Annotated in this window: 27 protein-coding genes; 12 read left to right on the top strand and 15 right to left on the bottom strand. The window is 53.7% G+C overall.

Annotated elements, in window-relative coordinates:
- Window positions 1–139: 139 nt before the first annotated feature.
- Together DS901_RS16775 and DS901_RS16770 are read right to left on the bottom strand one after the other, a co-directional pair.
- Window positions 140–967: a DUF481 domain-containing protein gene (locus DS901_RS16775; protein ID WP_113778026.1), complete on the bottom strand. Its 828-nt coding sequence runs from the start codon at window positions 965–967 to the stop codon at window positions 140–142.
- A gap of 129 nt (window positions 968–1,096) precedes the next feature.
- Window positions 1,097–2,044, bottom strand: coding sequence for a LysR family transcriptional regulator (locus tag DS901_RS16770; protein ID WP_309472540.1), 948 nt, complete (start codon window positions 2,042–2,044; stop codon window positions 1,097–1,099).
- A gap of 596 nt (window positions 2,045–2,640) precedes the next feature.
- Here DS901_RS16770 and DS901_RS18845 point away from each other — a divergent pair.
- The gene (locus tag DS901_RS18845) at window positions 2,641–2,802 is read left to right on the top strand and encodes a hypothetical protein (RefSeq protein ID WP_181820909.1); all 162 of its coding nucleotides are present in this window, start codon (window positions 2,641–2,643) and stop codon (window positions 2,800–2,802) included.
- Window positions 2,803–2,973: 171 nt separating this feature from the next.
- On the opposite strand, the gene DS901_RS16765 is transcribed toward DS901_RS18845, so the two are convergent.
- On the bottom strand, window positions 2,974–3,837 hold the full coding sequence (locus tag DS901_RS16765; protein WP_113778024.1) for a LysR family transcriptional regulator: 864 nt from the start codon (window positions 3,835–3,837) through the stop codon (window positions 2,974–2,976).
- Window positions 3,838–3,916: 79 nt separating this feature from the next.
- On the opposite strand from DS901_RS16765, the gene DS901_RS16760 reads away from it, so the two are divergent.
- Window positions 3,917–4,246: a hypothetical protein gene (locus DS901_RS16760; RefSeq protein WP_113778023.1), complete on the top strand. Its 330-nt coding sequence runs from the start codon at window positions 3,917–3,919 to the stop codon at window positions 4,244–4,246.
- Window positions 4,247–4,265: 19 nt separating this feature from the next.
- A complete protein-coding gene (locus DS901_RS16755; RefSeq protein ID WP_181820908.1) occupies window positions 4,266–4,625 on the top strand; it encodes an SPW repeat domain-containing protein in 360 nt (119 codons plus the stop codon).
- A gap of 38 nt (window positions 4,626–4,663) precedes the next feature.
- On the opposite strand, the gene DS901_RS16750 is transcribed toward DS901_RS16755, so the two are convergent.
- Window positions 4,664–5,620, bottom strand: a complete 957-nt coding sequence (locus tag DS901_RS16750) for a calcium/sodium antiporter (protein ID WP_113778021.1) — start codon at window positions 5,618–5,620, stop codon at window positions 4,664–4,666.
- 76 nt (window positions 5,621–5,696) lie between these two features.
- Here DS901_RS16750 and DS901_RS16745 point away from each other — a divergent pair, with 76 nt between their 5' ends.
- The 3 genes from DS901_RS16745 to DS901_RS19180 are packed head-to-tail and all read left to right on the top strand — an operon-like array spanning window position 5,697 to window position 6,769.
- Window positions 5,697–6,140 (top strand): phosphate-starvation-inducible PsiE family protein, encoded by a 444-nt coding sequence (locus DS901_RS16745; protein WP_181820907.1) that lies wholly within the window; start codon window positions 5,697–5,699, stop codon window positions 6,138–6,140.
- Window positions 6,130–6,681: a YdeI/OmpD-associated family protein gene (locus DS901_RS16740; RefSeq protein ID WP_309472539.1), complete on the top strand. Its 552-nt coding sequence runs from the start codon at window positions 6,130–6,132 to the stop codon at window positions 6,679–6,681. The genes DS901_RS16745 and DS901_RS16740 overlap by 11 nt, the downstream gene beginning before the upstream one ends.
- Window positions 6,671–6,769: a hypothetical protein gene (locus DS901_RS19180; RefSeq protein ID WP_368506482.1), complete on the top strand. Its 99-nt coding sequence runs from the start codon at window positions 6,671–6,673 to the stop codon at window positions 6,767–6,769. Before DS901_RS16740 ends, DS901_RS19180 begins: the two co-directional genes overlap by 11 nt.
- Before the next feature lie 37 nt (window positions 6,770–6,806).
- Here DS901_RS19180 and DS901_RS16735 read toward each other — a convergent pair whose 3' ends face one another.
- Together DS901_RS16735 and DS901_RS16730 are read right to left on the bottom strand one after the other, a co-directional pair.
- Window positions 6,807–8,057 (bottom strand): MFS transporter, encoded by a 1,251-nt coding sequence (locus tag DS901_RS16735; protein WP_113778019.1) that lies wholly within the window; start codon window positions 8,055–8,057, stop codon window positions 6,807–6,809.
- 19 nt (window positions 8,058–8,076) lie between these two features.
- A complete protein-coding gene (locus DS901_RS16730; protein WP_113778018.1) occupies window positions 8,077–9,048 on the bottom strand; it encodes a zinc transporter ZntB in 972 nt (323 codons plus the stop codon).
- Window positions 9,049–9,156: 108 nt separating this feature from the next.
- On the opposite strand from DS901_RS16730, the gene DS901_RS18840 reads away from it, so the two are divergent.
- A complete protein-coding gene (locus DS901_RS18840) occupies window positions 9,157–9,567 on the top strand; it encodes a hypothetical protein (protein WP_220150245.1) in 411 nt (136 codons plus the stop codon).
- Between the two features lie 77 nt (window positions 9,568–9,644).
- Here the strand turns inward: DS901_RS18840 and DS901_RS16720 are convergent, their stop codons facing one another.
- From DS901_RS16720 to mgtE, 4 genes are read right to left on the bottom strand one after another with little or no spacing between them, the layout of a single operon-like run.
- Window positions 9,645–10,688, bottom strand: a complete 1,044-nt coding sequence (locus tag DS901_RS16720) for a succinylglutamate desuccinylase/aspartoacylase family protein (protein ID WP_258546765.1) — start codon at window positions 10,686–10,688, stop codon at window positions 9,645–9,647.
- Entirely contained in the window at window positions 10,689–11,594 is a 906-nt protein-coding gene (rimK, locus tag DS901_RS16715; protein ID WP_113778016.1) for a 30S ribosomal protein S6--L-glutamate ligase, read from the bottom strand. It abuts the gene before it with no gap.
- A gap of 26 nt (window positions 11,595–11,620) precedes the next feature.
- Window positions 11,621–12,094, bottom strand: coding sequence for an ATP-dependent zinc protease family protein (locus DS901_RS16710; protein ID WP_113778015.1), 474 nt, complete (start codon window positions 12,092–12,094; stop codon window positions 11,621–11,623).
- Window positions 12,091–13,464: a magnesium transporter gene (mgtE, locus tag DS901_RS16705; protein ID WP_113778093.1), complete on the bottom strand. Its 1,374-nt coding sequence runs from the start codon at window positions 13,462–13,464 to the stop codon at window positions 12,091–12,093. The genes DS901_RS16710 and mgtE overlap by 4 nt, the downstream gene beginning before the upstream one ends.
- 84 nt (window positions 13,465–13,548) lie before the next feature.
- Between mgtE and DS901_RS16700 the strand changes: the two genes are divergently transcribed.
- Window positions 13,549–13,824 carry a hypothetical protein gene (locus tag DS901_RS16700; RefSeq protein WP_113778014.1) on the top strand — a complete coding sequence of 92 codons (276 nt, stop codon included), beginning with the start codon at window positions 13,549–13,551 and terminating at the stop codon, window positions 13,822–13,824.
- Window positions 13,825–14,546: 722 nt separating this feature from the next.
- A complete protein-coding gene (locus tag DS901_RS16695) occupies window positions 14,547–15,116 on the top strand; it encodes a hypothetical protein (protein ID WP_258546764.1) in 570 nt (189 codons plus the stop codon).
- Window positions 15,117–15,619: 503 nt separating this feature from the next.
- On the opposite strand, the gene DS901_RS16690 is transcribed toward DS901_RS16695, so the two are convergent.
- A complete protein-coding gene (locus DS901_RS16690; protein ID WP_113778092.1) occupies window positions 15,620–15,826 on the bottom strand; it encodes a ParD-like family protein in 207 nt (68 codons plus the stop codon).
- A gap of 118 nt (window positions 15,827–15,944) precedes the next feature.
- Between DS901_RS16690 and map the strand changes: the two genes are divergently transcribed.
- Window positions 15,945–16,799, top strand: a complete 855-nt coding sequence (gene map / locus DS901_RS16685; protein WP_113778012.1) for a type I methionyl aminopeptidase — start codon at window positions 15,945–15,947, stop codon at window positions 16,797–16,799.
- Window positions 16,800–16,956: 157 nt separating this feature from the next.
- Here the strand turns inward: map and DS901_RS16680 are convergent, their stop codons facing one another.
- Window positions 16,957–17,697 carry an SDR family oxidoreductase gene (locus DS901_RS16680; RefSeq protein ID WP_113778011.1) on the bottom strand — a complete coding sequence of 247 codons (741 nt, stop codon included), beginning with the start codon at window positions 17,695–17,697 and terminating at the stop codon, window positions 16,957–16,959.
- A 102-nt stretch (window positions 17,698–17,799) separates the two neighbouring features.
- Here DS901_RS16680 and DS901_RS16675 point away from each other — a divergent pair, with 102 nt between their 5' ends.
- Entirely contained in the window at window positions 17,800–18,720 is a 921-nt protein-coding gene (locus tag DS901_RS16675; RefSeq protein WP_113778010.1) for a LysR family transcriptional regulator, read from the top strand.
- A gap of 101 nt (window positions 18,721–18,821) precedes the next feature.
- Here the strand turns inward: DS901_RS16675 and DS901_RS16670 are convergent, their stop codons facing one another.
- Window positions 18,822–20,051, bottom strand: a complete 1,230-nt coding sequence (locus DS901_RS16670) for a multidrug effflux MFS transporter (RefSeq protein WP_258546763.1) — start codon at window positions 20,049–20,051, stop codon at window positions 18,822–18,824.
- A 74-nt stretch (window positions 20,052–20,125) separates the two neighbouring features.
- Window positions 20,126–20,875, bottom strand: coding sequence for an SDR family oxidoreductase (locus DS901_RS16665; RefSeq protein WP_113778008.1), 750 nt, complete (start codon window positions 20,873–20,875; stop codon window positions 20,126–20,128).
- 96 nt (window positions 20,876–20,971) lie between these two features.
- Between DS901_RS16665 and DS901_RS16660 the strand changes: the two genes are divergently transcribed.
- Entirely contained in the window at window positions 20,972–21,877 is a 906-nt protein-coding gene (locus DS901_RS16660; RefSeq protein ID WP_113778091.1) for an AraC family transcriptional regulator, read from the top strand.
- Between the two features lie 653 nt (window positions 21,878–22,530).
- Here the strand turns inward: DS901_RS16660 and DS901_RS16655 are convergent.
- A complete protein-coding gene (locus DS901_RS16655) occupies window positions 22,531–23,619 on the bottom strand; it encodes a hypothetical protein (protein WP_113778007.1) in 1,089 nt (362 codons plus the stop codon).
- Window positions 23,620–23,707 lie beyond the last annotated feature (88 nt).

Raw genomic sequence — 23,707 nt, 5'->3', positions numbered from 1 at the left:
TTCGAACGAAAGGTGGCTTAGACTATCTCAGTGGATAGTTAAGGTATTCAACAAAAAAGGGGCGGATTTCTCCGCCCCAGTTTTCAACTTCAGATTGGGCCTGCGAGGGCGCAGCCCGCTTGGGAATGCAAACCCGCGCTTAGTTGAAAGAGTACACCAGCGAAACGCCGAAGGTGTTGTCTGTGTTTTCAGCGGTGCCGGGCTCAGTGTGATACTCTGTCAGTACGCTTGTGCGCAGGGCCAGTGTTTCAGTCATCGCCACATTCAAAGCTAGGTCGTTGAACAGAACTGTGTCAGATTCAGACCAGATGACGTCAGTGTCATTGGTGACAAACACGGTTTCGCTCAGCTTGTGCGCATAGTCCGATGACACACCGAATGCACCTTCGCTCACGTCGCCATCTGTGACGTCATTCAGCTCGGCAAAACGGTAGCCTGGGCCAGCCTGAACAGACCACTGACGGTCAGCATCGTTGAACACACGGTAGCCTGCACCGAAGCTCAGGAATGTGTCGGATTCAAACTGCGCGTCTGTCGCACTGTCAGCCGAACCTTGGAGTTTCGCGAAACCAAAGAACTGTGGGTTCAGGTCACGTGTGTACTCAAGGCCGTAAAACAGGCTTTCTTCTGCATCAGTTTCGTCGTCGTCGCTGTAGGCATAGTTCAACTGCAGCTCGATACCGTTTGGTCCGAAGACATAGTTCATGTCAGAACCGATACCGATGTATGTGGTGTCGGTGTTACCGCTTTGCGCGATGCCGCGAAGTGCGACAGAACCGGTAAAGCCATCAGGACGGCCTTCGTTGCCGAAACGATCAAGCTCACGCTCTGCGTCGTCTTCAATGGCTTCGATCAGGTCTTCGTTACGGTCACCGGCAACGGTGTCACGGCCGATCAGGTTTTGCGCTGATGCGGATGATGCGATGATTGCAGCGATAGCCGCTACGATAAATACGTTCTTTGTCATGGGTCTATCCTTTCCCAACAAGGTGACCCGTCCTTCCTCAGGATCGGGAGCATTTCTGCTGAGGGGATATCTAGTGGGAAACGATGCTTAAGAGAAATTCAAAATAATCATGCTTAAAGCGATATTCTCTTATGTTTGGCCAAGCACCTCGACAACGGTATTATCGTTGATATCACGCAGTCGTTCCAACACAGCTTCGCCGTCCGCCTCTGCGGCATTTGCGACCTGGGTCAGCGTTGTTTTCGCAATCTCAGCGATGGTTGGATCAAGGTCTTCACGCCAGACGGCCCATACCGGATAGGGAAAGCGTGGTGCATCCGCGACGAGGTACAGCTGACCGCTATCAATGTAGCGCTTCACATAGCGTGCGGGCAGATAGGCAGAGGCTTTGCGATTGATGACATATTCAGCCACCATGGCCCCAAGCGAAAACGTCAACCCCGGATTGGTCAGCTCCGGCAGCGCGAGAGCATGCGCGCTGACGAATTCTGGACCCCAGTCAACGAACACATAGTCGGTCAGATTGTTGATGTCCGCATCCGGCCGCGACGCAACCATCACCAGTTCTTCTTCCATCACTTTGTCGACGGATAGGCCCGGTCGCAGTTGCGGCATATACAATAGACCCACCTGCATGATCCCTTCTGTCAGAAACCGGGTTAGCCTGTCAGGCATGCCCAGTTCGGCCCGGATGTTCAAGTCGGGTGCGGCAGCCTGCAACCCATCAATCCAGCGAAAACCCAGCCGTGGCCAAAGTGAGTATTGCGCACCAATGGTCAAGCTGCGCGTAAATCCATCAGGGATAGCAACTTGCTGGCGCGCCTCTTCCCAGACCCGGATCATGGACAGCGCATAGCGCTCAAACTCGCGCCCTGCGTTGGTTAATTCTGCCCCGGCCTTCGAGCGCGTGAACATTGGCTTTCCAAGCGCATCCTCCAGCCGCTGGATACGCAGCGACACTGCGGATTGGGTGACGTAAAGGCGTTCGGACGCTGAAACAAACGATCCAGTTGCAGCGACTTCGAGGAAGGTTTTGAGAAGGGTAATGTCCATCCCGCGATCATGAGAGTTGCTCATCTAAACGTCAATTCAGCTTATGATCTCTGATGCGTGTAATGTGGAAACAAATCCGGAGAAAGTCGGGTTGGGACCAACCCCTCACGACGCCACCGAAGCGGTTTGAACTCGCTTCCACGGCTTCGTCATAGCAACATCCAGAAAATTCTGAAAACGAGTTTTAATGGTATGATCGCTGAGAAATACTCATGCATTGATGCAGCCGTTGGCGGGGACGATCGATGAGGAAAGCTGTGGTTGACCCTGAGTATTTGCCGTTTTGGAAAACCATTAGGATACATATCTGATTGACGTGGAAGTGCGCCACCAATGTCGCGCTAAGCACTTGGGCCAGATACTTGTCCCCACCCCGGAAAACCTGGCGGGATCATTTCCACAACTTCAGATGCAACACACGTTCCGTGCGATGCCCGGTATCTGCGAGAGGATGAAAACACCGGCCCCGGCAAATTGCCCTACATTCGAAAATTCGATATCAAGTATCAGATAAATTCGCTATTCAAATGCCAATATCAGATCTATTTCCGACTGGTAACGATGGTTTCATGTGCCCATGCGTTTGTTGAAACAAGAGTGCTGACCAAAGGAAGTTTGGAATGTCAAAACGGAAACCTGTGGACAAGTATCTCCGTGATGAAGATCGCAATCCCACGAGCATACTGTCCCGCCTGAAGTCCCAAAAGCAATTGCGTAAGTTTGCCAAGAAACACGCCAAGACATGGCGGGAAGATTTCTACGGCTCGGCGATTGAGAGCTAGGCAGTTTCGATACTGCCGGGTGCGCGTACCCGTTTTGATACGGTGGGTACCTGAAGTGACCTGACCACGAGCATTACCCAAGAAGACGACTGCGCCCGCATGTGTCTGCTATGACCATGCGGGTATTTTTGTAGCTCGACATAAAGGATGGCTGTTGCCGATCCGCAGTATTCAATGCGAACCAATCGTCAGGGACCGCGAAACGCTTTGAAGATGTCGTGCTGCCTGCCCTGGAAAACTATCTTCCTGATCCTTGTTGAACACCGCATGTACCGCATAGGCAAACCGGGGCGCATCATCGATCAGACGCAACGACCCGCGTTTGATGTCCGCCTCTACAATTCTGCGCGGAAAATAGCCCGACGCAGGCGTTGAAAGCAGGTATTGCAAGCCAAGTGTACCGATCATCAAATGCAGTCCAGGCGAGACAAGATCAGGGAAATTCAGCAAGTGATCCGCACGGAACTCTGGCCCCCAGTCCACAAAAACATACGACGTGCCGAACGGATCACCGTTGTCGTCTTTGTCGCTACTGACAAGCACCAACTCATCCTCAAACAGCTGCAACGCAACAAGCCCCATCGCATTTCTGGGCCGGTACATAATCGCAAGATCAAGTGCGCCATCCTCGATCTGCCGGTTGAGATCCTCGGTGTTGGCCCAAGTGGCTTTTATGGCCACATTAGGCAAGCTTTCCTGCAAAGTTGGCATTGCCTCAATCAGGAACCCATCCCATAGGCTGGGGACTGCGCCTATTTCCAGTGACGCATACAGTTCGGCAGGCAGTGCCGCATCGAGTTTTGCCTGCGTCCAAGTGCGCACCAGCGTTATCGCATGCCGTTGGAAGTGCAGTCCGGCAGGTGTCAGTTTGGCGCCGGTTTTGCTGCGCTCAAAGACCGGATGCCCCAGTTGTTCCTCAAGCGTTTTGATCCGCATGCTGACGGTCGATTGGGTGACATGCACCTTGTCGGCGGCATCAAGGAAACTCCCCGTTTCCACAACAGCCAAAAACGTCCGTGCGAGTTCGATATCCATGCGGCACCTATTGGTATTTCAAATATCATCGTCGTTTTAAATTCGTTATTCAAGACTGAAAGAATATGCGACCTTATTGATGCGGGCGACTGCCGCCCGCCGTGATCAGGCGCGTTTCAAATGGCAACACTGCCAAAGCTTGAACAACTGGGGCAAACTGATGAAACAAGTGGTCTTTGCTGCTGTCGTGCTCTCACTTGCCGCCACTATGGCAAGCGCAATGCCGACTGATGTGGACACAAACCGTGATGGTTTCGCTTCACTGACTGAACTGCGCGCAGTCTATCTTGATATAACTGACGAACGATTTATCGAAATCGACTTTGATGGTGACGGTCTTATCAACGATGAAGAGATGCTGATTGCGATCGATGCAATGTTGATCTCAAAGGCAGACGCCTATGTTTGAAGGCCCGAGAGATCGTGACATGCACAGATCTGTATTCCTTCGGCAAACCTATGTGGTCGCTGGGCTCTGGCTGATCATATCGCCGTTTTTGTTGTTCAGCCAAATGTCCCTGTCACAGAATGCGACTGCCTCAGAAGCGACAATCCTGATGTTCTTTGGTCTGCTCGCATTGATGATGGCCGGGCTGAATTCTAGATGGCCCGACATCTTGCTGACGGGACTTGGTATCCTGCTAGCCATGACGCTGATGATGGCACCCTGGTTCTTTGGTTTTAGCATAGGCGGCGTGGCTGAATGGAACGCTGGCATTGTCGGTCTAGCGGTCCTGGTGATTGCCCTTTTCAGTCTCACAAGACATGGAATTGGACGCGCGATCTAGGACCCAAGCACGGGAGAAGGGAGGCTCCCGTGCAATTTTCAATTCGAACCAATTAGCAGATATCCAACATAAACGACATAGGCCGAAAGCAGGCCGAAACCTTCACGCCGCCCGATCTGCCAGCCAGTGCGCGCGAATATGATCAACGCGAGCGTCGCAAGGCTCATCACCCAGATATCGAGCTTGGCGATCTCTGGTGGGACGCTTAGCGGCTGGACCAGTGCTGTAATGCCCAAAATGCCCAGAATGTTGAAAATGTTGCTACCAATGATGTTGCCCAATGCCACATCCCCCTGACCTTTGCGGATGGCAATGATCGAAGTCACCAGTTCAGGCATCGAGGTCCCGATGGCGACAATGGTTAAGCCAATCACGGTCTCGGACAGTCCTACGGCTTGTGCAAGGGAAACCGCGCCAAGGATCAGATAGCGTGCAGCGAGAATGGTGACTACCAACCCCACACCCGCGATCAGCAGCGACTTTCCGAGGCTTGTAGTCGGGGCCGTCACGAGGGTAGCCTCAGCGCTATATAGCTCAGCCACAGGCGAGGACTTGCGCCGTTCCAAAAACAGCGTCACGCCAAGATAAACACAGAGCAGTGTGATCATGGTACCACCCGCCATGCGACCGATATCCCCAAGCAGCACGGCGACAACACAAACGGCCGATGCCAGCACCAAAACAGTTCCGTCGCGCTTCAGCACCTGTGGATCAACAGCGATTGGCATCAGCAATGTCGCGATCCCAAGGATCAGCAGGATGTTTCCGATATTGCTGCCCACAACGTTACCCATGGCGATACCCGGGGATCCGGCCAAAGCCGCCTGAATGCTGGTCACCAATTCGGGGCTGGATGTTCCGAAACCCACCAGCGTCAGGCCAATAATCATCGGCGAAATGCCAAAGCGTTCTGCGGCAGCAACGGCACCACGCACCAGCATTTCGCCGCCAATCACCAGCCCAATAAGGCCGCCGAGAAGAAATAGAACGTCCATTTTCGTTTTCCTCATCGCGCTTTACGGGCCGAGTGCATCTCTATACCTATCGGCCCAGCAATATAGGCATATTCCCATGAAACAACCCGAACAAAGTGTCGAGACCGACAAAGTCTTGCGGTTTGCACATCGATTTGAAGAGATTGTCATTATCATTCTTTACGGCGTCATTGCTCTGATCACGATCTTTGCGCTCATCCGATTGGCATTGGCCATTTTTGATGCCGCGTTTACCTCTTGGGATGTAAAGAACGTCTATTCCTTACAGGTATTGTTCGCGATGGTGCTTACCGTTCTCATCGCCCTTGAACTCGGCAACACGATCTTGCGGCATTTGCGGGAACACTCGACCATTGTTCAGGCACAGGAAATTATCCTGATCGGCATGATGGCGGTTGTGCGCAAAATAATGTTGATTGATCTCAGCACGGTATCAGCAGGACTACTGGCCGCATTGGCCTCTGTCGCATTGGCGCTCTCTGCCGCATACTGGTTCACGCGCAAGATGGATGAGCGATGAACCCTGCATGATTGAAAATATTGAGGACTACTTCACCAAAGGCTGTGGGCGATGCAAGCGCTTTGCGACGCCGGATTGTTCGACCAGAAAGTGGGCCAAAGGACTTGCCATACTAAGAAGCTATTGCATAGACGCAGGGCTGGTTGAAACGGTGAAGTGGGGCCATCCCTGCTATATGCATGAGCAGCGCAATATTGCGATCTTGGGGGCCTTCCGTGATGACTTCCGGCTGAACTTTTTCAATCCTGCATTGATGAAGGATGCGCGGGGAGTGTTGGAAAAACGGGGCTCGAATACGCAGAATGCGGGCATGATCCGCTTCACGTCCAATGATCAAGCGACCGAGATGAAACCCGTTATTGTTGCCTATCTGGAAGAGGCGATGGGCTATGCAGTGGCCGGAATTCTGCCTTCTAAAATCGTCACAACGTTTGAATTGCCCGATGAGTTGATAGAGGCTCTGGATGCCGACCCTGAATTGGCGGAGGCGTTTCACGGTCTGACACGCGGGCGACAAAAAAAGCTATGCCATCAACCTTAACGCCGCCAAGAAGCCTGAAACACGCGTCGCCCGCATCGCCAAATTCCGTGATCACATCCTGTCCGGCAAAGGTGCCTTAGAGCGTTAATGTCTTGACTAGCGCGTTCTGGTTGGCGTTCAGCCGGTCATTTATCAGATGCAGGCCCTTCTTCCTTCTCTGCCAGCACGGCAGTTTCAGGCGTCGTCGAACGTGGGAGCGGTGCTGCTTGGAATGCCACCTTTTCTTCAGGCGCAACGGCGGCTCTTTTCCGCAATCGCAGGGCGGCAAAGCCAAGCAGAAGGACGTGCGCGAAACCCGTGACGGCAAACATGCTGTTGTTGCCAAATGACGTCATGGCAAAGCCTGCCACCGTTGGCCCGATGATCGATCCTATTCCGAACACCAACAGCAGCCCGCCGCTGACCTGAATGAAGGTTCCCGGTGCGGCATGATCACTCGCGTGGGCCACGATGACAGGGTACATCGCAAAGACCGATGCACCAAACACGCCGGACATGGCCAAGATCGCCAATGGCGTGGAGATACCGGAGAAGACAAAAATCAAATCGGCCAAGACCGCGATTGCAGCCGTACCCATCAACACCTTCCGGCGGTCGAACTTGTCAGATAATATGCCGACGGGCACCTGTGCAAGCGCCCCAGCGAGGATCGGAATACTGGCAAAAAGTGCAATCTCAGCAATCGAAAGACCGGCACGTGCGCCGTAGACCGCCGCCAATGTGCCAAAGGTCGCGTTGGATATGCCGACCATCAGGATTGCAAAAACAGCGATGGGCGAGTTGCGCCAAAGGCCCCGCAGGTCCAGTTTGACGCTGACAAGGGCCGTCGGCGTCGCGGAAGCTGTAAGTGCTGTCGGCAGCAACGCCAGACAATAGACCATCGCGGCAACGACAAAGAACAAATACCCAGATGCGTCCCCAAGTGTGATCACCATCTGCCCTGCGGTCATCGCGCCAAGATTGATCATCGTGTAGAACCCGAAAACCTTGCCGCGTGAGGCGCTGTCGGACCGTTCGTTCAACCAACTTTCGACGATCATCGCAGCCCCCGCAAAGCAGAAACCGGAAATCGCGCGCAGTGGTATCCAGATGTAAGGTGTGAGGAAGATTAGCGCCATAAGCACTGTGATCGCTGCCAAAGCGCACATCACACTGAAGGACCGGATATGGCCGACGTTGGCAACCAGTGTGGGCGTTAGCAGACATCCTGCAACGTATCCGATGGCCCAGCCGGTCCCCAACAGACCAAGCGACGCCGCTGAAAACCCCTCAATCTCGCCGCGCACAGGCAAGATCAGCCCGTTCACGCCCCCCGCAAACAGCAGGAACGCTGATCCCAAAAGCAATGCAGAGACGGGCAATAGACCTCTTACCATTTTCTAAATTCCTTCGAGGTCACAGCCATTTTGAAAATTTGAAGACGAGGTACAACAAGATACCAGTAACAGCGGAGGCAACGGTCAAGGTCCAGAAAGCATTTGGCGCTTCAACGCCCGGCATGCCGCCCACATTCACCCCGAACAATCCGGTCAGAAAACCCAGTGGCAAGAAAATCGCCGCGACGACAGACAAAAGATACCCGTTGCGTGTTAGTGCCTGCGCGCGATCCGCGTCGATGTGATCCTGAATAACGGAAAGGCGTTCGCGGGTGGCATCTAACGCCTCGACTGAACGGCGCGACCGGTTACAGGTCTCTCGGATCAAAACCAACGCAGTCTCTTCAATGAGCGCGCCGTTCCAATTCGCCAAGGCATCCAGCGCCTCGCGTTGGGGGTTCAGGAAACGGCGCATCTTGATCACTGTTTGGCGTAGCACGGCGACTGTTTCGGGCTGTATCTTATGTCCGCCAAGCGCCATCTCCTCCAGATCATCGGTATTGTCCTCCAATTCCAGTGAGACACCTTCGATCCGCTTGGACAGTCCGTGAGTAAGCTCTGCCATGAAGGCACCAACTGTAACTGGCGCTTTGCCTGACAATGCGCCTTGCCGAATAGTGTCAATGGCCCAGACCTTTCTCAGACGCGCCGAAATGATGCAATTTGGCGTCACCCATAGACGCAGTGAAACCATGTCTTCAGGGCTTGCTTCCGGGTTCAAATTGACCCCGCGTAGGTTCAGGATCATCCCGTCGCCAAGCGCATCGCATCTGGGCCGCGTTTCGCTTTGCAACAAGGCGCTGGCGGCGATTTCGGGCAGCTTCTCTGCTGCCCAAACCTTGATTTTAGGATCGTTTAGATCCAGGTGAATCCAGCGGTAGCTCGACTGTTCATCCGGAGCCAAGTCGTATTCTTGATCGGTGATTGGCTTTGCATGCCCGTCGCTATCGACATCGAATGCGCAAATTGGCTGAATTGAAGTCAATGACATATCTACTTTCGATCAATCAAGCGCTTTGGCGTAGCGTGGCATTTGACTTTACAGAACACAAGACAACGGCATCACCGCCGTGAAACACTCAACATCGATCTTATACCAATGGCAATGCTGCCTGCGACGATTAAGAAACGCCGGGTTTCCCAAGTCCAACTGAGGAAGCTGATTTCAATCTCTGCAGCCTCCCAAACAGAGAGTGTCACGGTCAATGAGATCAGTGAAACGGCAAGCGCGATTTTGAGCTGGCTGTTCGCTCATTCGCTTCTGGTAGCTGCGTTAATCGCAGCACCAGTGCCGCGTACGACAAGTTTACCCGCACCTACAGCACCTTTGACAGCAGTTTGGCCAACAAACAATGTTCCGCCGACAGTGTTGTCCACAACCTTTTCAGCAGTACAAGCGGACAGCGTGATTGCTGCGGTTATTACAAAAATCAGAACTTTGTTCATCGGTTTAAGTCTTTCCCAACAAGTTACCCGTTCCTTCATAGGGACAGGAGCATCTCTGCTGTGATGGGGGATAACGAACTTCTATACATGATAGAAATTCTAAATATTTATACTTAAAACGATAATTGCAAATACAATGATCTATATGATCTCATCCTCATCAAACATTGGATCATCGCTCAGTTGGGTGCTCAGATCCTCAACCTTGCCTTCAACCGTTTCGACCGATTTGACGCGGGCGAGGTGAAAGATGGCATCGCCTTCGTTCACGATAGGCATGACCGCCCGTCCCACGACGATACCATCGAAGGGCGCAATCAATTCTTCTTCCTGTTCACCAAAGGGGTCGGATACGGACGCCATCACATCGCCTTCACGGACGAGGTCACCATCGGCCTTGAAGGTTCGCAACAGCCCGCCGATGGGCGCACGCAACCACTTACTTGACGGACAAAACTGCGGCTGCGTTTTTGCTTTGGCGATACCTTTGCCCGCAACCATGCCCTTGTAACGCAGAACCCGCAGAATGCCTGCAACACCTGACCGAACAGAGTATTCATCAAACCGCAAACCCTCGCCAGCTTCGAATAGCAGGACGTCAATCCCCATATCCTTCGCGGACCCGCGCAATGATCCTTCGCGCACCGACGATTGCATGATGATCGGTGCGCCAAAGACGTTTGCAAGGTCCAGCATGTCTGGGTTGTCGGGCGACACACGGATTTGGGGATAGTTCGTGCGATGAATGGCCGCCGAATGCAGGTCAATCCCGAGGTCGCATCTTGCGACAATCTCGGTCGTGAAGATATGTGCCAGTCGCGATGCAAGCGAGCCTGTTTCAGTGCCGGGAAACATGCGGTTCAAGTCACGTCGATCAGGCAGATAGCGGGAGTGATTTAGGAACCCATATGTGTTCACAATCGGAACCACGATCAGAGTACCTTTGACGGTGCCCATGCTGGGTGACCGCAATAGACGGCGAACAATCTCCACACCAATCACTTCGTCCCCATGGATACCCGCGCTGACAAAGATGGTTGGTCCATCAAGACGGCCATGGATGACATGCACCGACATCGAAACCGGGGTATGATCAGATAACACACTCACAGGCAGGTTCACCGTTTGTCGGGAACCTGCTGGGATGATGGTATTCCCGATTTTGAAATCTGGGCGCTTCAGCACTTAACCCTTTCCTTTGGTCTTGGTTGCACCGGGTTTGGCATGTTTTTCGATATGTTCGATGATCTTGCCTGCGATATCCAGGCCGGTCGCTTTCTCGACGCCTTCCAGACCGGGGGAAGAGTTCACTTCCATCACAAGCGGACCACTGTTTGCGCGTAACATGTCTACGCCACAAGCATTCAATCCCATCGACTTAGCCGCCCCAACAGCGGTTGCGCGTTCTTTGGGGGAAAGTTTGATTACTTCAGCAGACCCACCAAGATGCAAGTTAGAGCGGAATTCACCCTCTGCACCTGTGCGTTTCATTGCAGCCACAACTTTACCACCGATAACAATCGCGCGGATGTCCGTACCGCCAGCCTCTTTGATAAACTCTTGGACCAAGATGTTGGTCTTCGTGGCGCGAAACGCTTCGATCACCGATTTGGCGGAACGATCCGTATCAGCCAAAACAACACCCATGCCCTGTGTCCCTTCCAGCAGTTTAATAACGAGGGGGGCGCTGCCTGCGACCTTAAGCACTTCTTCGGTTTGCTTGGGGTCATGGGCAAAGGTGGTGACGGGCAGACCGATGCCGTCACGGGCCAACAACTGCATCGAGCGCAGTTTGTCACGTGACCGGCCAATCCCGACACTTTCGTTTAGGGGGTATACGCCCATCATTTCAAATTGCCGCAAAACCGCCATACCGTAAAAGGTAATCGAGGCTCCAATCCGTGGGATTACGGCGTCATAACCTGTCAGCTTCTCGCCATTGTAATAAATCTCGGGCTTTCGCGAGGCGATGTTCATGTAGCACCGGAGGGTGTCAACAATACGTATCTCATGCCCGCGTGTTTCAGCGGCTTCAACAAGGCGTTTGTGGGAATATAGGTTGGGATTTCGGGCGAGCATTGCGATTTTCATGGGTGCTCCTTTTCTGCCTATAGGCGTTAATCAGGTCGTTTCTGCGTGAGGAGGGCGCGGCGCGTATGCACTGCGATGGAATGGTTCTTGAGTGCAGTGCGTCCGACAATAAGCCCGAAGGCCATATTTTCGCGGTCTGCCAGCGAAAGGTCTATGGTCCACGACCGTTTTGCTATGCGGAACTTAGCACGGATGACGATCCGTTCTTCCGGCACGCCACCGGTGTTCTTGATGCTGCGTTTGGAACTGACCGGGCATTCAAGGCGAGTATCTTTTTCGCCATGCGTTGCGTGGGTCGTAAACCGCACCCATTCCTCATCACCCTTCATGAAGGTGTCAATATCCCGTGCGTGAAGAGCAGAGGTCCGCGCACCAGTATCAATCTTGGCCTTGAGATCAACAAGCCCCAAGTCTGGCAAGTCGACATATTCCATCCAACCCACAATCAAAAGCGGGCGCTCGGTTTTTTGTGGGTGCGGGTGTTCGGCCATCTGGTTCATACGAGCCACGGCATCATGAGGGTTGCAAGGCTGAGCACAAAGAAAAATCCTGCCATATCAGTGATTGTTGTCAGAAGCGGACCACTGGCAACCGCCGGGTCCTGACCAATTCGTTTCAGAAGAAGTGGCACAACGCCACCGATTGAGACCGCAAGAATAGTGTTGAGGGCCAATGCAAGACCAATGACCAATCCCAAGGCCGGACTGCCTTTCCAGATCCAAGCCACGATGCCGATCAGGATACCGAGCGCGATGCCGTTGATGACGCCAACGCTGACTTCTTTCAGCCAAACGCGAAACGCATCTGATGGACGCACAAGGCCCAAGCTGAGTTCACGCATAGTCACACCGACAGCCTGATTGCCGGAACACCCGCTCATGTCTGAAACCATCGGCAAAAACACCGCAATGGCGATAACGGCGATCAGGGTTTCTTCGTATGCAGAAATCACGCTGGCCGCGATGATATTGAGAACGATGTTGGCCGAAAGCCAAGCCAATCTGCGACGTGACCGCAACCATGTCGGCATTGAGCGCAACTCATCGCCCACAACACCCTGGCGTTTTAGGCTTTCGCTCTCGGATCGTTCCAAAGCCGCAGCACTGACAGCGGCGCGTGACACAACACCGACGAGGGTTCCGTCAGCCTCCACAACTGGAATGCCCAAGAACGCATGTTCATCGAACAAATCTTCTAGATTGAAGAGCGGCATATCAACCGTAACGGTCAATGGAGGTGTCATGATCGAAGTCAGTAGTGCGCTACGCTTTGATGTCAGCAGGCCCCGCAATGACACAACGCCAACCGGCTTTCCGTCTTCATCCACAACATATGGGTGTTGGCCGCGATACCGTTCAAAATCATCGTCGCCACTGGCCAGGTCCCGTAAAACCTTGCCGACTGTCTGCGTGTCTGAGAATGAAAAAGCTTCGGCGACCATCAAGCCACCGGCGGTGTCATCGTCGTATGTGACAAGCCGACGGACATCTGCCGCGTCTTCGACATCCATTTCCGACAAGATCGCCTCAGCGTCTGCGTCATCCAGATCGCCAATGAGGTCCGCCTGAACATCTGAGTCCAACTCGTCCATGATCTCGGCCGCACGAATGGCAGTCAGACCTTCGACCAGATCAGCGGCGGCCTCGCCCGGTGCTTCCTCGATCAGTTCGGCGGCGAGCTCAGCGGGGACGAGTGACAAAACCAGAATTCTGTCGTCCACCGACAGGTACAACAACTCTCGCAGTGCTTCGCTCAGCGCAAGCGGGTCAAGCATTTCGACAAGCGCAGATGCATCAGCCGCATCGGCGGCTGCTTTGATCCGGGCTGACAGCTCTCTGTCATTTTGACTTTGGTTTGGTTGGTCGGACATTGCGGCACCTTTCAAGAGGTGTTCGTATATAAGCAACATAAATTTGTCTATAGACAATAATTTATCACACAATATACTTTGATTATGGAAAACGAAGAGATTACAGCCAAAAAGCTTGCAGACATGTACGCGACAGAGTTTGGCGGCAAGCCATCCGGTCGGTATCGAATCTCACGCAAGCTGCTAGCCGAACTCGCGGAGCGACGTAGGCTCTACTCCGAGGATGTGACGGCTCTGACACGGGCGCTTTTTGAACAGGGTTATGTGCTGATCGACATGGAAAACTTTTTTGTCGTGATGAGCGTCAACGCGTTCGTTAACTACCGGCGGGTGGGTAAAGGAACGAGCGGCGAAAAGTAGGCCACAGGCCGTCTGTCGAGAAGATGCCCCGACACCATCCCGCAATGACCGGTTCGGAGAGATAGGCTGCATGGCAGCAATTGGTATGCCGCATGAGCGAAACGATGCTGCGTCAGCGAAGCGGGAAAAACGAATGTCGGTTTTGTCCCGCTTAGCAGACATCGACGGTGTTTTTCTACGTCAATCTGGATGCGGGTGCAGCGAATGGCAGGAACGAGCCCAGAGCGTAAGAAAGCCCCCGCGTCGTCCCAAACGCGGGGGCCGAATCCACAGTAGCGGACTCTGGCGGTAGCCGTGTCAGTCAATTTGACACAGTGCTAATGAACAACTGAGGCACTTTGCGCGGTCCGTGAGTGGGTCGTGTGTGAACCTTCGTTAAGACCTCTGTCATTCAATGCACTTTTGGCATTTTCCTATGAAATACGAGGGATGCTACTCGGGCAAGCGCGTCTCCGGATAGCTGCCGTATCCGAAAGGGTAGGTCCGGTTTGTCCCGCTGAGCGGACATAGGCCTGTGATATTGAACCAAACGGCGTTCGAACATGCAGCGAACGGAGGCTACCTTGCGGGCATCGCTCGGGTAGGAAGAACCCCAAGGAAATGCTAGATTTGCCTATAGATTTCGGAAAATATCTTGAGGTGCGAAAATGGGCGGATACGGATCGGGACGACCCAGTAACAAACAAAAGGCAGAAGATTGTCGTTCTCTTGATATCTACAAGATGAAGCGAGAGGGTTGCTTTGAACCGGGCATGCGCGGCAATTGGATTTGGTCGCGCAACGAAAACGAGATTGCCCGCATTGGGTATCACTACACCGGAACTGCGCTGGAACTGGATTACCGCGTGAGGCTCTCTGGCGGGAAGTGGGAGCTAATCAAGCAAAATGTGCCGCTGGTCCAAACGGATTGCAATTATGGCGGTCAACGCACCTATGCCATTTGCCCCGGCGTGTTGAATGGTCGGCACTGCGGGCGGCGTGTTGGTAAGTTGTTTTCGGGTGGGCGCTTCTTTCTTTGCCGCCATTGTTATGGCATCGCTTACGCCAGCCAATCAGAACCGCGCTATGACCGTATGCTGCGCCGCGCTCAAAAATTACGTATGGCGCTGGGCGGCGAACCCGGTGCAGCCTATCCGATTGCGCCTAGGCCAAAGGGCATGTGGGAACGGACATACAGGCGCAAACGTCTTGAAATTGACTGGTGCGAGCATCAAGCAAACATCGGGTTTATTGAGAAGTATAGGCACCAGTTTAGCGGCAGTGATTTGAAGCTCTTTGATGATTTGTTCTGAGAGCTTTTGTGCTGTTCAGCGCACCATCACGACAATTGCTAAGCATTTATCAGTTGTGGGGTGTTATGTGGGGTAGGTTGCTAAAAGAAGTGATTTATTCAATAATTTCAAGATTGTCGAACGTCGCGAACCTTTGACTCTTTCGTTGTCCCAAACCTCAAGAAACGCCCAGATCACGTCATTCAATTCTGACCCAAACGTCAAGCATTTCTGACCCAAAGACGAGAACAGCAGAAGCGGTCGTTCGTTTGCCGCGCAGCGAATTCACCAAAAGAGCCCGACTTGTGAATTCGATTTTCTCGCTGCGTGCGCTCGCTGCGCGGAAAATGCTGCGCCAGCGTAAAACCCGATGCCACCACGCAACGGGAAAACCAGTCGTTCATGCAAGCCGCAGCGAGGAGCAACGCTCGAATTCACAGGTTGCGGACGGAGTTATCGTTCGATGCTGCGATGCAAACGACCGCTTAACTCCAACCGCAAACTTGCTGTGTGAGCCTCTAGCTTCAGGCTGCTTCGATCTCCGGAAGCTGTACATCGGCATTCTTGAGTTGCCGCGCCATAATTTCCGTAAAGGACAAAGTTGGGTTTGCCTCGGCAAGCATTCCGACTTTCATCCAGAACTCGGCCTGCGCATTGATCGACCGGCACATGACAGAGCTGGATTTGCGCAGTTCTTCGTGCAGACCGTCTCCTATTTTTACGATACCCATCGACCTCTCTCCCATCTCTCAATATATGAATCATATACGATTCGTATATCTTCATAACTTTCCACAGGTCAAACTGACCTTGAATGTTGTGTGCTACTTTACAGGAACAGGACAGGAAATGGACAATTATATCAACGTGCCCGTTGCACCACCGGCACGGAATGCCCGCAGAACTGAAAGCATCAAACTTTATGGACCGGATGCCTTTGAGGGAATGCGGCGCGCTGGTGTCTTGACTGCCAGATGTCTCGACGGCGTGACAGACCTAATTCGCAGGGGCACAGCTCTCGCTGAGATAAACTCCTTCGTTATCGACTTCGCTGCGGCCAATAAATCAACGCCTGCCACATTGGGCTACAAGGGTTATCAATACGCCTGCTGCACATCGGTCAATCACGTCGTCTGCCACGGATTCCCGAACGAGAAGAAGCTGCGTGACGGCGATATCGTCAACGTAGATGTCACGCTTATTTTGGACGGTTGGTACGGAGATTCCAGTCGGATGTACGTAGTCGGAAGGCCTAAACGCGCGGCTGAGAGACTAATCCAGATTGCACATGAGGCGATGATGAAGGGGATTAAGGCCGTGCGGCCCGGCGCGCGATTGGGCGACATCGGCTATGCAATCCAGAACTACGCACATTCCGAACGCTGCTCCGTCGTCCGCGACTTTTGCGGCCATGGCATCGGTCAGGTCTTTCACGACTCGCCTAACATTCTGAACTTCGGAAAGTCCGATACCGGCCCAGAGCTTCGCCCGGGTATGATTTTCACAGTCGAACCGATGATTAACCTAGGACGCGGCGACGTGAAGATGCTTGCAGACGATTGGACCGCTGTCACGCGAGACAAGTCTCTTTCGGCGCAATTTGAGCACTCAATCGGCGTGACAGACAATGGGTTCGAGATCTTCACGCTCTCCCCCAAAGGCCTTCATGCGCCAAATATCGATTTGCTATCTATTTCCGCGTAGCCGATTTACTTGTTAGGTCTCGCCACTTCTCGAAAGTTGCACAAACCCAGTCTCAAAGTATGGCATCGGAACGTCGTGCGGGACGGATACGATGGTCAAATCGACACCGGCGCAAAACGTGCCGGTGCCAAGATAGTGCAGTTTTTTGTCGCCACATTCACACCATGCCGCCATTGGCGCGCAGAGTTTGGCCGTTGATCCATCCGCCCTCGGGACCGGCAAGGAATGATACAGCATTTGCGATGTCTTCTGGCTGGCCGAGCCGTTCCAGCGGGTTCAGTTTCGACAGGCCTTTAATCTGCTCATCTGTCTTGCCATCCATGAAGAGTTCAGTTTCCGTTGGCCCTGGGGCGACAGAATTGACGGTGATGTTCCGTCCGCGTAGTTCCTTTGACAGAATGTCGCCCATCACTTCTATTGCGGCCTTGGTGGCAGCATAGACACCATAGCTGGGCAGTTTCACGCCGGTGACCGAGGTTGAAAGGTTTACGATCCGTCCGCCATCCGGCATCCGCTTTGCGGCTTCCCGCAGGGTGTTGAACGTGCCCTTCAAGTTCGTCGCAATTGTGCGATCGAACATCTCGTCCTCACTTGTCGCCAAGGGCGAGAGCTGCATGATCCCAGCGGAGTTCACCAACACGTCCGGGACACCAAACGTCGCTTTGGAGTGGTCGAAGAGTTCGGCGACCTGCGCGGGATCGGCAACATTGGCCTGCAGTGCAATCGCGCGACCGCCTGCACTTTCGATCTTGGCCACAACGTCGTGCGCGGCTTTCTCGCTGGCTGCATAGTTCACCACGACGGCGAACCCATCCGCAGCGAGTCTTTCGGCGATTGCAGCACCGATTCCGCGAGAGGCACCCGTCACGAGGGCGGTCTTCTGCTTTTCAATAGTCATCTTAAACTTCCTTCCTGATTTATTTCATCAAATGGAAATAGGGTGTGATAGAGATAGGATAATAGCCATGATACCGGCATCAGAATCCGAAAAGAGCGAACAATGGACCGCTTCGATGAAATGCGCATCTTTATCCGCGTCGTTGAGACGCGTAGTTTCCGACGCACCGCCGAGACCCTTGGTTTTCCGCGGTCAACAGTCACGGATGTAATCAAGCGGATAGAGGCGCGGCTCGGCGTACGTTTGCTTGACCGGACGACACGCATGGTGGCTCCCACACTTGACGGGGAGGCGTGGTATCGACGGTGTGTATTAATTGTCGGACAGATTGAGGACGCAGAGGCGGCCTTCACCGGTGGCAATGTGAAGGGAAGGCTAAGGGTCGAAGTTCACGGCACATTGGCGCGACACTTTCTGCTTCCGAAACTGCCGGATTTCCTCGCACTGCATCCAAACTTGGACCTTGTAATATCCGAAGGCGACCGGCTGATTGACCTGATCCGAGAGGGGGTTGATTGCGTGGTCCGCGTCGGCGAACCGGCGGACAGCGATCTTATTGCCCGCCGTCTCTGTGATCTTCCCGAAGCCGTTGTCGCCACCCCCGACTATCTGCAGCAGCACGGCATTCCGCAGACACCTGACGACTTGGACGGACATCATGTCGTTGCCTTCCTGTCATCAAAGACCGGCCAACCGATAGACTTGGAGTTCACCTTTCGCGGACGCACAGTCGTCCGTCCGCTTCCGGCAACGCTAACGACAACTGGGGCCGAGACGATGGTGGCTGCGGGGCGGCGGGGCCTCGGCTTGATCCAGGTTCCGCGTTACCATCTGGAGACTGATATAGCCGCCGGGCGACTGGTAGAAGTCCTTGCCGACTATGCCCCCTCTCCCTCGCCAGTCGTCGCACTCTACCAGCGCGATCGGCAGCTCTCACCTCGTCTCCGCGTTTTTCTCGCTTGGCTTGCTCAAAGTGCGTTCGCCATCCAACGCGTAGGTCACGACGCAAAAGGGTCGCCGTGACCTTGATTTAAGAATTCGGCTCTAAATCCTTACTGCAACCATTCTGAATGACACATGTTCTGGCTGCACTTATGCCCGTCAGAGATTTTGACCAATAGCGTTCAACGGGCTTTAGCGGACATTTGTGGCGAAGGTCGCGCTGGCCTGTCTTCGTTCACGGCCGACAGTGTGATCCGCGAAAAGCCGAAGGCGATGACACTGCACAGGGCGATTGCTGTGACCATTGGAAGGGCTGTTCCGTCAAAGAACGGCTCGCCCGCCAGAATGACAATCGCTGCTGTGACCATCTGAATAGTCCCGCCAAGGGATGACGCCAGTCCCGCAATTTGGCCGTGGTTTCGGAGTGCCAGAACCATCGTTGGGGGAATGACGAGGCCGAGCATTGAGAAGCCAAAAAAGAACAGTGCAATCGTAACTGGCAGGCTGCCGAACCCAGTTGCCGTGAGCACCGCGAGGGCGATCATGATGACGGCAAAAACTGTGACCGCCCCTTTGATCATGCGCGTCATTCCAAGTCGTTGCGCAAGCGGTGCCTGAAGGCGGGAGGCACAGAACAGGCTCAATCCGTTGACCGCAAAGGCAAGGCTGTATTGCACGTGAGTCAACCCGAATTGACCTGTGTAGACGAAGGACGCATTCGCAAAAAACAGATAAAGACCGGCCATGCCGAACGCACCTACGAACGTTAACCCCATAAAGGTACGGTCGGTGAACAGAACGCGCAGCCCCGCGAAAAAGCGACGCAGATTGAATTTGACGCGGTTCTCTTCAGAGAGCGTTTCTGGCAGTGCTGTTCTGGCAAGCACCATGTTGAACACGGCGAAAATAGCTAAAGACAGAAAGATGATGCGCCAACCGCCGAGGATCAACACGCCGCTGCCAGCAAGGGGGGCAAGCATGGGCGAGACACTGACCACCATCATAATCGTGCCCATAAGGCGCGTCGCACCGACGCCTGCATCCATATCGCGGATCGCAGCGCGGGGGATGATCATGCCAGCGGCTCCACCTAAGCCTTGCAAGACCCGTGCCGCAGAAAGGGCCTCGATCGTGGGCGCGAAGTAGCAGCCGAGTGATCCGAGGATGAACAGAAACAGCCCCAGATACATCGGAAATTTACGACCCGTCTGATCCGAAATCGGGCCGTAGAACAATTGACCCAAACCGAATCCGATCATATAGGCCGTTAACGTGATTTGCGTGCCACCAATTGTGGTGCTGAGGTCAGTCGCGATAGACGGCATCGCTGGTAGATACATGTCCGTGGAAAATGGACCGAGGACAGTGAGCAGGCCCAAGACCAGCCCTATTCTGAGCATACTTTGTGACATTTGGTTTCCTGTGTGATGGACGGGCGCTTAGACACCCGTTGAATGTTGAAAATGGGGATCAGGGCCGATGGGCCTTAAGCGCAAAGGGCGACAGAATCTTTCCCGGCGGGAATACGCATTGGGCTGTCGGGGTCTATGACAGCCTGCCAAATCGCTTCGGTAACATCTTTGGCGTAGGTATATTTTTTACCTTGGGTGTTTCTATTTGCCCCCATGACCTGCGCGACAAACGCTGCGTAGTCGTCCGGCGTGTCCTTTGCTTGCGCCATCAAAGCCATTGCGTTCTGGCCGAAACGGGTTGTCGGTGCTTGGCCAGGCAGAACAAGATGCGCACGGACGCCAAAGGGTTCCAGTTCAAGGGCAAGACATTCGGTAAACGCGTTCACGGCAGTCTTACTGGCGGTATAAACCGAGGCCAGCGGCAAGGGCTTCAATGTCACGCTTGACGTGACATTGACGATCACGCCCGCCTTCTCCGCGCGCATTTGCGGTAGGACCGCACGGGTCACCGCAAGTGTGCCAAAGACATTGGTTTCAAAAATTCGGCGAACGTTGTCTTCTGATGTGCCTTCAAACGGATTGAGCCAGCCAACGCCTGCGTTGTTAACCAACGCATTGATGGAGCCCGCTTCCTGCACGACGCGCGAGACGCCGTTTGGGTCCGTGATGTCGAGTTCAACGATTTTTAGGTGGTCGGACGCTGGCAGCAACGTGTGATCAGGTTTGCGCATCGTGGCAGTAACGGCCCACCCTTGGTTCAGAAAATGATGCGCCGTTTCCAAGCCAAAGCCAGAGGAACATCCAGTAATCAGTACGGTCTTCATTATGAAGTCTCCTTATATGTGATGAACTGAAGGTAGACTTTGAATGATGTACTTTCTATAATGAAAAATCCGCATTTAATTATCGAAAGTCCTAAAATGAGCGACCCGTACTCGGAAATCATCTCTCTTTTGCAGCCGCAGGTTGCTCTTTCGAAGTTGGTGCACACATCGGGGCCCTTTCGGGTGCAGCGCGATGATGTGAACGAAGCAATATATTGTTCCGTTTTGGCAGGTCGGGCCTGCCTGGAGGCCGAGGGACACAGCCCGTTGATGTTGGAGGCAGGTGATTTTGTACTTATTCCTGCAGTCAAATCCTTTACGTTTTCCAGTGTTGATCCACCGCCACCCGCAGGGTTGCTGAGTCACCCTGTTGAAGGCAAAGACGGGATCGTCTGGCTTGGAACGCCTGCAGATACTGCAGAGGCCCAGCAGCTTATCGGGCATTGCACATTTGCAAGCCCTGATGCCGAACTTCTGGTATCACTATTGCCGGACTTGGTCCTTGTCCGTGGCGAAGGGCGGTTACCGGTTGTGACTAACCTTTTACGCGACGAGGTGCGTTCCAATCGTCCGGCGCGGAACGTGATTGTCCAGCATTTGTTGCAGGTCCTTCTCATCGAGGCCTTCCGCTCGGCTGCGGCACCGGATGGGGCCGGAGGGCTTCTACATGGCTTGTCAGACCTACGCATTGGCCCTAGTTTGCGCGCCATTCACGCCGCACCGCACCGAACTTGGAAAATCGCGGAACTGGCTAAAGAGGCCGGACTTTCACGGTCGGCATTTTTTACGCGCTTCAGTCAAATCGTAGGAATGGCGCCAATGGGCTATGTGTTAAATTGGCGCATCACGCTGGCAAAACACATGCTTAGAATGGGGGATTGCAGTATCGCCGAAATCGCCGAAAGCACGGGATACGGCTCTTCCAGCGCGTTCAGCACGGCGTTTGCCCGACATGTTGGGGCACCGCCAGCCCAATACGCGCGGATGACCGCGATCGAATGACGTTTTAGCCGCGTCCGGCCTAGCACTGGATGAAGACAGCAGCGAAGACAGAATCGATGAGGCATAGCAGCAAAGCAACCGGTCCTTGCCGCAATATACAGGTTGGAATCTGAGGGGCGTGTTCTCAATGGCATATCTTATGAATTGCTGATTGCCCTCTTACACCAACGATTGCGTATTTAGCACATGCCGCGAACGCGAAGTGATGCTGAGTCAACGAAGACGAAAAACCCAAGGGCGGTTTGCCCGCGTCTTTTGAGTTCAGACAAATCGCCGCGTAACGACGCTCTGGCTCCCATCTATTTTTACTCGTTTAAATGGCTGGTTTGGTGGGAATTGCTGCACCGCTGAAATTCCCGTGTTGCGCGCGTAAGTAAATGCTGCGTGAGCAACAGCTGCGCCTGCACAAATCCGGTTTGTCCGCAACTTACCCCTTCATACGTCGTGCAGCGAACGGCGGGTTTGAGGTTTGCTGTGCAAACGGTCCTTTGAGCAACTTGGTGCAATGACTGCCTGAAACGGATTCATAATAGTGTTGCACACCTCTCTGCTTCCGCAACAGGTTTGCGCAACGCTTCAAACTTGGATGCATTGAAACGTCAGCAAACAAAACTCTTAGAAACGGCTCACAGCCGTGGCCTCGAAGCAATCAGTTATTCCTCCAGAATTATCTCGGAACGAAAAAGGTTGCCAATGGTCATAGATGCAAACCCTTCGCTACCTTTGCTCACACTGCTCCCAAGCTCAGATGCCCAGCTGGACCCGGATTCCGACACAAGGCCATCTATGCTCGGATTTGATTGCATCTCCTCGATGGCTTCTTTGCGCAGACCTTGCCTCAAAATTACGCGATAGGCCGGGTTTCCATCGACGATCACAGGTCGAGGCAACATGAACTGCCTTTCGCGACCAACATAATCTTCTGCGAACTGGACTGTGCGCTCTCTGCTTCCTAGCTCTTCACGTGCACGTTCATCACGCCGGTCAGTTTCGGCCGCATCATCAGAGAAAGCCTTAGATGCTCGGCGTTGCGCGAAAAAGACATCGTCACGCGGAGAGGCCATAGCTTCAGCCGCGACTTCGTAGCCTGATTGGCGCAGGGCCTTTGAGATTACACATCTGGTTGCGGCATCATCCGCAATCGCCATATCCGCTTCGTTCACCTGGAACGGATCTTCTGAAACGGGGTCAATGATGGTCAAACGACTTGGCTGCCCGTTTGGAACGCCAATCTGAAGCCCACTGACAAGGCGTTGTCCTGTATGTCCTGCAGGAAAAATGATGGAGTGTTTCTGGGCAATGCCTCCCGTTCGCGGCGGACCTTCTTCCCCCAACTGTCTGGCACTGTAACCTGAGCCAGATTGCGTCCCTTTGCATTCTATCACATGCCACAAACCGGTAATATCCCGCGCCACAAAATCGGGGGTTTTGTTCGGGCCACGCTTGGCGGTTCTTTGCTGTGTGGCCCCCAACCTTGGAGCTAGGTATTCTACGAAATAACGCCCGTCTACTATTCGGTCTAAGTCAAAGCGTTCACTTAGCCACAATAGAGGTGCTCCAATTCCAAAGTCGTCGCTCAAGATTGTCTTTTGGTGCGCATCAAGTTCCGAAAAACTGTTGGTGAGCCTGAGGTCTGGATCGGGCGTTACAGCAGATAAATACCTTACCCATGCCCAAAACTCGCTAAGAGAGACGCCCGTTGAAGTGGTCGGTGTCGTCAAATACCCGGTCATCAGCAACATCGCAGGAAAATTCATATCCCACTGCGCGATGCCCCGGTGAAAGGTACTCGGAAAAGCGGGAAGATTTCCAGGCTGCGGCCAAGAGGAC

It is taken from the genome of Loktanella sp. D2R18, from assembly GCF_003318235.1.
Lineage (GTDB): Bacteria > Pseudomonadota > Alphaproteobacteria > Rhodobacterales > Rhodobacteraceae > Yoonia.
The sequence above is the reverse complement of the archived record's forward strand: the minus strand, read 5'-3'. Positions and strand labels throughout refer to the sequence as shown.